Annotated in this window: 6 protein-coding genes; 5 read left to right on the top strand and 1 reads right to left on the bottom strand. The window is 54.9% G+C overall.

Translation table 11 applies throughout. The annotated features are described in order from the left end of the window. The 3 genes from EI77_RS22620 to EI77_RS22610 all read left to right on the top strand — a co-directional run. On the top strand, positions 1 to 858 hold an 858-nt coding region (locus EI77_RS22620), incomplete at its 5' end, for a hypothetical protein (protein ID WP_166647453.1). Between the two features lie 354 nt (positions 859 to 1212). Then, positions 1213 to 1731 (top strand): hypothetical protein, encoded by a 519-nt coding sequence (locus EI77_RS22615; RefSeq protein WP_133797591.1) that lies wholly within the window; start codon positions 1213 to 1215, stop codon positions 1729 to 1731. Between the two features lie 18 nt (positions 1732 to 1749). Beyond that, entirely contained in the window at positions 1750 to 2055 is a 306-nt protein-coding gene (locus EI77_RS22610; RefSeq protein WP_133797590.1) for a hypothetical protein, read from the top strand. A 1624-nt stretch (positions 2056 to 3679) separates the two neighbouring features. Here the strand turns inward: EI77_RS22610 and EI77_RS22605 are convergent. Then, positions 3680 to 5773, bottom strand: a complete 2094-nt coding sequence (locus EI77_RS22605; protein ID WP_166647452.1) for a tetratricopeptide repeat protein — start codon at positions 5771 to 5773, stop codon at positions 3680 to 3682. A 630-nt stretch (positions 5774 to 6403) separates the two neighbouring features. On the opposite strand from EI77_RS22605, the gene EI77_RS22600 reads away from it, so the two are divergent. After that, positions 6404 to 6880, top strand: coding sequence for a VOC family protein (locus EI77_RS22600; RefSeq protein ID WP_166647451.1), 477 nt, complete (start codon positions 6404 to 6406; stop codon positions 6878 to 6880). Positions 6881 to 7145: 265 nt separating this feature from the next. Continuing rightward, the gene (locus tag EI77_RS22595; protein ID WP_133797588.1) at positions 7146 to 8738 is read left to right on the top strand and encodes a porin family protein; all 1593 of its coding nucleotides are present in this window, start codon (positions 7146 to 7148) and stop codon (positions 8736 to 8738) included. The last annotated feature ends 362 nt before the right edge of the window (positions 8739 to 9100 follow it).

The raw sequence follows: 9100 nt of genomic DNA, 5'->3' as shown, positions 1-9100 counted from the left end.
CGCAACCCCGACGGCACCTTCCAAGTGATCATCCAGGGCCAAGAAAAAACCCGCACCGAGCGCGACATCGCCTACATGACCGGGCTAAAGAAACCAGAGCTCTACGAAATGCTGGGCAAGGCCACGAAGGGGCGTTTGCAGGGTGAAGTGTCAAACGTAAAATACTTGCCTGGGAATGGAGTGGAGCTTTTGCCCAAGACAGAGAACAGTTCATTCTACAAGACCGACCGGACTGCGGAGTCAAGGAGTGCCGCTGATAGGGCTTCCGAGAATCGAAGTCTGCTGGATGCCAGGCCCCCGCGCCGTCATCCTCCCAGCGATCACATGCATTTGCTTATAACGGATGCACATGGACTTGCTATTCAAAAGGCGATGATCTTGGTCGACCATGCCCATGATGATGGTGAACTGTCACCCGTGAGAGTCAGCCATCGGGTGGACCATTCTGGTGCATTGGGCGCTTACCGTTGGGCGCACGGCATTTACTGGGCTGAGATCGGCGTAAGCAGGGACACCGCTTATCCCCTCATGACAACCGTTCACGAGATCGGCCACCACATACGCCTGCACCTGGATCCTAATGAGGTCGCCAAAGTAGCGGCTGTTGCAAGGCAGTCGGAAGCCGCCGCCACTTGTATAAACTTTGGGATGGATGTAGATTATTGGTTGAGTGATAGTGAGCTTTTCAGTAGAATTTATGCACAATGGGTTATAAAACGTTCCAATGAAGGCGAGGCAGCTCGAGAGCTTGACTCTATTCTAAACGGTGCAGACTTTTGGCAACAGTTTGGAAACGCGGACTGGAGGCTCATACAACCAGTTATGGACAGTTTGATGAAAAAGAAAGGATGGCTATGAAAGATACCAACCAAGAACATAAGTATCCAACCGAAGAACAAATGGAATTGGCTAGGCAAGTCGGAAAGTATTCGCAAGCTGTCAGAAATGGCACGATGCCCTTGGATGACGCCATCAACATCCTGTTGCGACCACCGTTTAACTATCCCAATAGGCGACACGCGTGGCATGTCCTGGCCCCCGGCCCGCCGACTCCGTAAACGGGGGGGGAATGGTCAGGGTCCATACTTGATAGATTGCGGACTGGTTTAAAGGTCGGGGGAAGTATCTCGTGTCCAGGCTCGTCTTTGCGCTGGCTCTGACCCCTTCAGATATCTGAAAGGGTCATGCAAGTATCTGAAATTTGTCAATGGATTGCGCCATGTCCCGGCCCTCCCGTCAGGCAAGACCACGCTTGCTCCCCTGACCACACAGGCAAACACCCCGCAACATCCAGAAAGGACCTTGGGCAGCTACGATGCTAATACCAATACCCTGAACCTATACTGGGATGAATACCATCTGCTCCTGCCAGATCAGCGGGCCGGGGAATTGCGAGCCCTCATGTGGCATGAGATGGGCCACTGGCTCTATCATCACGCAAAAGCACATCCCCGCCTCGAAAACTGGAAAAAGGCCATTCATGCACACTGGTATCAACGTGTGCAAGGCCAGCCCATCCGCACCCATAAGCAAGGGTGGCGTTACATTCTCGACGGTTGGCTCAATGAATATGCAGGTCGTCTGTATCCTACATGGGAGGGCGGTGTAGAAATCCCGTCGGTTTACTTTGAGGAAGTATCCAGAGGACCAGAAAATATCGCTTATTGGTGTCTTGAGGAACATCAAAAGGAAACTTTCGGCATTGTCACATCCATCTTCGGTCAGTTATAATTCCAAACGATAAATCATATGATTATTCAGCTAATAAATAACGGCCAAGCCGTGCTAAGTGCTAAAACAGGACATATTCCACGTCATAACACAGATGAACATCTTCTAGTCACTTATGAAGGTGACCTTTCGTTAGTTTTAAAGATACGCAAAGCAGCACCGGCCCGCGTCATAATCAGTGACTTTTCCATCGCGGCCGAAGATTACGGATTGGATCTTGCTGGAGACTACGAACAATACATCATCCGCAAAGGCATCATTCTTCCTGACAAACCCAGCCAGGAATATTTGGATGGATTGGGAGATGACGCAATTATCTATTAACGGGAATGAACCTGGAAACGTGGGCAGGCGGCATGAAAGCCGGCGTATCAAGCCCAGCTTAAAAAGGACGTCATAAGCCGATTTGGTATGATGGGGGGTCATGAAAACTTTATCTGCCACGTCAATTACTTCTGATCATCTAATCGCGGAGGCAGCCACTTTCATCGGTATTGACTAACACAAGCGTTACAGCGTCTGCCACGCCCTCCACCCCGCCTCAGGCCCCCGTTGCCGCACCCGCGTAAAACCTCCGCCATGCCCAGCCAGGCCCCGTCAGCCAACGCCCCACGGCCCAGGAAAACCCTCTCTCCCAGCTCCCGGCCCTCCCGTCAGGCAAGACCGCGCTTGCTCCCCTGACCACACAGGCAAACACCCCGCAGAGCCATACGGGCACCGCTGCACCGTCAGTTCATGATGCATCGCTTAATAATATAAACCATCCATCATCTCAAACGACCCAAGGGGCGGCGCACGCCAATCCCCCGCCGCCGCAGAACACAAACACCCCCCATCAAAACCAGGCACAGCCAACCCTGCGGCCTGACACCGCCACCGTCCCCACCCCACCCATCTGGCAAGGCCGCGCCCGTCACGGCGACCACACACAGGTCCTCTCCCGCAACCCCGACGGCACCTTCCAAGTGATCATCCAGGGCCAGGAAAAAACCCGCACCGAGCGCGACATCGCCTACATGACCGGAACTGGGGGTCAGGGTGCAAATACTTGACAGAATATGAAGCGGGTTATGACGCACCGTTGAAGCATCTCGGGCCCAGTCTTATCTTCGGCGCGTCACAAAACCCCTCAGAGAACCAAGGAAGTTTTTGTCAATTATTTGCACCCTAACCCGTTTCTCCTAAACCCCGCGCTTGAGCAGAATCCTGGCGGATGATTTTATCGCTCCACCTGAACGTTCGTCAAAAAAAAATGAACCTCCACTCCTTACTCCGAACCTTTGGCGTCATTAGCCTTCAGATCGTGATCTTTTTCGTCAGTTGGAGTCTCATGGTTAAAATCGCGCGGAATCTGGATCGGTTCCGTCCTGAACTCTTCTTTGGAATAACTCTTTCTTATGGAGCGATTGGAATGGTGTTTCTTTTTGTCATTTGCGGGATAGTGACATCCATCACGAAACAGGCTCGTCTTTATTGGAGTGCGATCTTTTTAGGGTTGGCACTTTGGTTAGCCTGGCTTTTCCCGTCTTTTTCGTCGCGCCCTTATTCCATGCCTGCATTTTTCATGTTAGGCTCCACGCTCTTAATCCTGGGAAGCGGTGTCGTTCTTCCAAGACTTCTCCAAAGAGCTTGAGTGGCACTAGGAAACAAGGGGCAGGCGAGATGAAGCCAGCGGATCAAGGCCTCACAGCTAAAAAGGACGTCATAATCCGATTGGGTAGGATGGCGGGTCATGAAAAGTTCATCTGCCACGCCAATTAATACTGATCATCCAATCGCTGAGTCAGCCACTTTCATCGGCATTGACTACCACAAGCGTTACAGCGTCTACCACGCCCTCCACCCGCCTCAGGCACCCATGGCCGCCCCCCCGCCATCTGCCAGCCACCTTGGCACCGTCACCTCGCAGCCAGCGGCAGGGCGTCTCTGGCCTCAGAGGCTCACACACTCAAGGTGAATCACTACTGACTGGCTTAGACTGCAGTGCGGCTGCGCGGGCGACCCAGTTGAGCCGCTGAGTTTCGTCAGGCACGTAACCATGTTGGCCGCTATAGCATTCGATGAGTAGTGCAATAGCGGCTGGGTGATCGGCCTGGGCCGCCGTGAGAAGATGCTGGAGGCCGTACTTCATATCCGTTGGCGAATCGGAACCCTTCACCAGATACATGCCCAGGCTGTAATTTCCTTCAACAGAGCCTTGATCCGCGGCTTTTTTAAACCACCTCATTCCTTCGGTTAGATTCTTTGGGGTCCCTGCACCCTTCATGTAGCAATTACCTAGTTGGCACTGAGCCTCAGCCCAGCCAAGTTCAGCCGCAGCTTTGGTCCAGGTCGCGGCCGTTTCTAAATTCTTTTTTACTCCAAGACCGTGACCATAACAAAGCCCGATGTAATGCATCGCTTCAGGGTCCTTTTTTTCGGCCGCCCTCCGTAGCCAGTGCAGAGCTTCTTGCGGATCCTGTGCAAAGGTAAGACGATCCTCCAGGTGGGCTTTGCCCAGACGAGTTTGGGCAGGGATGTAACCGAGTGCTGCACTCTGCCGGAGATATTTAGACGATTCTTCAGTGGCGATAAAGCCAAGTTCTTCGCGGTGATTCTCCTCCATATCCAACTGCCAAAGGCGAAAGCATGCAGGAGCATGGTCTGACCAGGAGGCTTGCTGATAGGAAGCATAGGCTTTAGCGATGTCCCTGGGCATGGACTCACCGAATTCGTACATCTGGCCGAGTTCGTAGCTAGCTTCAGCATGGTTGCCCAACTGACTAAATCCATTGGCAGCTTTGATATAGTTTTCCACGGCTGCCGTTACGTTCTTAGATACTCCATGTCCGTAACGCAAACAGCGGGCCAAATAAAGACAGCCATCTGGATCACGCTCATCTAGCTCTACAGCACGCCGGTAATGCTGGACCGCCTCGGCCAAGATCGTGGGATTGCCTTTGGATTCGGCCGCCAGTACTTTTCCCATAGCTGCATAGCCTCCTGCATGCTCGCGGCTCATTACGGCCTGACATAGCTTGCGTGCTTCCTCCAAGTCCTGAGGGACACCCTCTCCACTGATCAAGAGTAAAGCCAGATATGTCTGCCCTTGTAGATCACCGAAATCTGATGCCAACCGCAACCAGCGTACGGCTTCCTCTGCATTAGGGATAACGCCGGGACCACGGAGATGGTCAAGCCCAATCTCCACCATGCATGGAGTGAAGCCCAGCCGACCCGCACGGCGCATCCACATGCGGCGCTCTGATTGCGCTTCAGCGGGGCTATGCGCATGAGCTGGATTGTCCATGTAAGCTAATTCCCAAATGGCTGCACCCAAGTCCTGCTGAGCAGCCTTGAATGCCCACTCATATCTTTCGGAACTGTGGAGTTCTTCAGGATTTTTCACAGCAAGACTGCCTAAGTACTCACAGAGCTTTAATTGAGCGTAGGCATCCCCTGCCAAAGCACATTCACGAATCATTTTGAGGCCGCCCTCTTCGTCTTTGGGAAGGTTTTCGCCGCGAATGTACCAATATCCTAATTCTGCCCGTGCAGACAGGAAGCCTGCTGCGGCGACTTGCTGTAGCAATTTTATACCGCGTGCGGCGGAATCCTTTTCTTCACTTCTCACAAGCACTGAACCCAAAGTAAACAATGCCTGAGATTTTCCCGATTCGGCAGCTTTTTCCAGCCAATGTAATCCTGCGACACTGTTCACATCCATTGCGATGCCGTAGTATTGGTACTCTCCGTAAATCATCTGCGCGCGCCAGTGTCCAGCCTCGGCGGCACGGCGCATCGTGCCCATGGCTGCAACAATGTCCCAGGGCAATCCGTCTTCGCGAATTTGACAAAGTGCCAGATCCGTCATCGCTTCGAGATCTCCTGCTTTTGATGCCTGCTGTAGCAAGAGAGCTCCTGCCTGGCCATAGCGGAGAGGTTTTCCCAGCCGCAAAGCCTGGGCCTGGGAGTAAAGAGTGGAGGCATCATTTACTGCGGTTACTGGATTGGGATGAGGGGTCAGGACGAAGTAGGCCAGCAGTGCCGCGATGAACACCATGCCTCCTAACACGCCCATCCATCCTAGGTAACGGTTAACGTTAGACTTGGCCCACGCGTCAGGTCTATGCTGAGAAAGTGGTGAAACCGGGACCTCCTTCCAATGTGAACTTAACGACTCCCAGTCCTTCATGCCCTCAGTCCAGCAGAGGTCCGTCCATAAAAAACGCCCTTCTAAAAGCCCTGCTCGAATATCACTCCACCTATATTGACCTAACTGTGTTTGCTCCCTAACTAGATGATAAAATCGAGTCTCACTCATTGGATCTTTTTACCAAGACAAGAACTTAATTCAACACAGTAATCGGCTTACTCGCCATTTTATTGACCTAATTTCTGACGCTTACCAGATCCAAGCGTGGATGGTGGTAACTCGGGAGCAGGCGACATGAAAGCCAGCGTATCAAGGCCTCACAGCTAAAAAGGACGTCATAATCCGATTGGGTAGGATGGCGGGTCATGAAAAGTTCATCTGCCACGCACCCAGGCACTGCCACTGACGAACGGGACTCAATGATTCACATCGTGGCCATGAAGGATCTGGATAAGTAGGTGCATACGCATCTCATGGAGTGACGGATTGACACCCCGCCGGTTTCACGCTCCAATCGCGTCCCAGGAGGAACCCGACATGATACCGAAAAACACCCTTTGCCTTTGGTTTGAGAAGGATGCGCTGGAGGCAGCGACGTTTTACGCGGCCACTTTTCCCGACAGTGAGGTCACCGCGGTGCGCCGGGCACCGGGGGACTATCCCAGTGGCAAGGAGGGGGACATTTTGACGGTGGAATTCACAGTCTTGGGCATTCCCTGCATCGGGCTCAATGGCGGGCCGGTGTTCAAGCACAGCGAGGCGTTTTCCTTTCAGGTAGCCACGGATACTCAGGAGGAAACGGACCGATACTGGGAGGCCCTCGTCAACAATGGCGGTGAGGAAAGTGAGTGTGGCTGGTGCAAGGATCGCTGGGGCCTATCCTGGCAGATCACGCCGCGGGTGCTCACGGAAGCGATGGCCGCAGGCGGGGCGGAGGCGAAGCGGGCTTTTGAAGCCATGATGACCATGAGCAAGATCGACATCGCCACCATCGAGGCCGCCCGGCGGGGATGATCTTTCTGGCGGCACTGGGGAAGGGGGCAATGCTTGACCGATGCTGAAGCGCGCTATGATGCGCGGGTGCAGCATCTCGTGTCCATGCTTGCCTCGGCCCGTGGCACTGCCCACTCTCACCCAGACTTCATTGCTAAAGTTCGCGCACAAAGGCCTCCATGGCCTGCCTACAAACCAGCTATTTGCCTGAATTCTGTCCCTCAAGATAAAACGCCGGGTGACAAATGTGGAATGCCGCTTACGTCATGCACCCTCTCTCCCGAGCATGCTGCCTTACTCCCACCTCCGTCGTATCACCGTCCTCACTCTTGGTGTTGTTTCTACTTCAGTTCTGCTTTTCACTGCACCCGCCCAGGCACAGCTCGGCGTCTCGCCTTCGCAGAATGCCGCCTTCCTCAATGAACTGCGGGCCCGCGACCCCAAGTTCGCCGAGGAAAACCGGGACGTGCTGGGGGATGCGCGGGCCCCCCTGGAGGCCGGCCGCGCCCTGTCTCGTCCAGATGTTTTCAGCCTCAGCACGGCCACCCCGCGCCGCCTGAACGCCGACATCACCGGGTTCACCAGCCAGTATCAGTTGGGCCGCTCCTACCTCACCCCTTGGTATGACGGCGTGCAGGCGCCTGACAACACTCTGCAGACCGCCTCCGGCCTGAGTGCGGGTTTGGCTCTTGAGCAGGGCTTTGAATACAATTCCGCCTTCAAAAATGGCGCGGGTGCCCTCATCATATCGACCGATCTGCTTTTCGACGGCAGCTACAAGCTGGCGGAAAATCAGCGGCTCACCTTTTCAGGCGGCCTCGGCTTCAACTGGCTCTCCGGCAACGACCACATCGACTGGAGCTACTTCAGCGATGAATTTGGCGTCACCCTTCTTCCCGGCACCTCCATCGCCTATGATGCTCAATTCGGCCCAGTTTCCCTCACGGTGTATGATCGCGTGAGCCAGCGCCCCTATTTTGGCGTGCTTCAAAATGATCTCGGCATCGCCGGCACCTGGCAGATCGCCCCCCAGCTTTCCTGGACGCTGAACTATACTCACAGCACCACTCACGACATCGATGGCAACTATCTCGGCGGCGTCCCGGTGGATGCCGATCTGGACACCTTTTCCTCACTGCTCAGCTACGATGTCAGCCCGGCCGTCAGCATCGGCCTCGAAGGTGCCCTGAGCTGGCTGGACCATCAAAATGACGAAAACGGCAATGATGGAAAACTCTCCAGCCTGGGTTCCTTCGCCACCTGGAAAATCAACCCGGACACCCGTCTGCGGCTGGCCGCCGGTTATCAGCACCAGGAGTTCGACAACACCGTCGTTTTTTTCGCCGCCGTGCCGTATGACAGGTCCGACCTCAACGCCCCGTATTATTCCCTCAGCTTCAGCCAGCGCCTGAGCGACCGCCTCAGCCACGAACTGGCCGCCGGTTATGAGTCCAATCTGGACTTCGGCGCCAACTTCAACAGCTCCCATTACCTCAATTATGGCATCACCGCCCGCCCCTGGAAAGGCGGCCGCGTCACCGCCAGCACCTTCCTGGAAATCAGCGACCAGTCCGACAGTGTCTTGGCCACCCGGTTCACCAGCTACGGCCTGGACCTGCATGTGGCGCAGCAGATCACCACGCGTCTCAGCGCCAGCGCCGGTTACTCTTATGCACGGTTCGATACCGATGGAAAAGGCCCTGCCAATGGCACCAACAGCTTCGAATTTGACCAGCACATCCTCGGTCTGAACCTCGGCTATGCCCTGAGTGCCAAAACACAGCTCAAGCTAGGTTATCAGGCCTTCCTGATCCACCAAAATGGTTTCGCCGATCAGGACCATCACCGCGTGATGGCCGGCGTGCGCGTGCAATTCTAATCCTGAATGGCCCCGGGCCGTCTGGTCCGCCCCCTTCACGGCGGGTCGCGTCGTCCGTTTCCCAGGAACAAGGTGGCAGGGAGGCCTGGGGAAGGGGAACTGGGTGCCCATGCGTGACCAATTGCGGGCTGGTTCAAAGTTCAGGGAAGCATCTCCTGTCCAGGCGTGTCATTGCGATGGCACTGAACTCTCGGATATCTCAAGAGGGAGATGGACGCATCTCAAGTCTGTCAATTGTTTGCACCCTGGCCTCCTTTCCCTTGAGCCTGACCCCGTTTCTGCCTGGCCCTGGGCCTCCTGGCGGTGTGGCTGATGCATGAGGAGTCCAAGGGCAACGGCAGGAAAAGGCCTCGCCCGGGCCG

The organism is Prosthecobacter fusiformis (genome assembly GCF_004364345.1).
Taxonomy (GTDB): Bacteria; Verrucomicrobiota; Verrucomicrobiia; order Verrucomicrobiales; family Verrucomicrobiaceae; genus Prosthecobacter; species Prosthecobacter fusiformis.
This window is presented reverse-complemented; position numbering and strand designations above follow the sequence as displayed.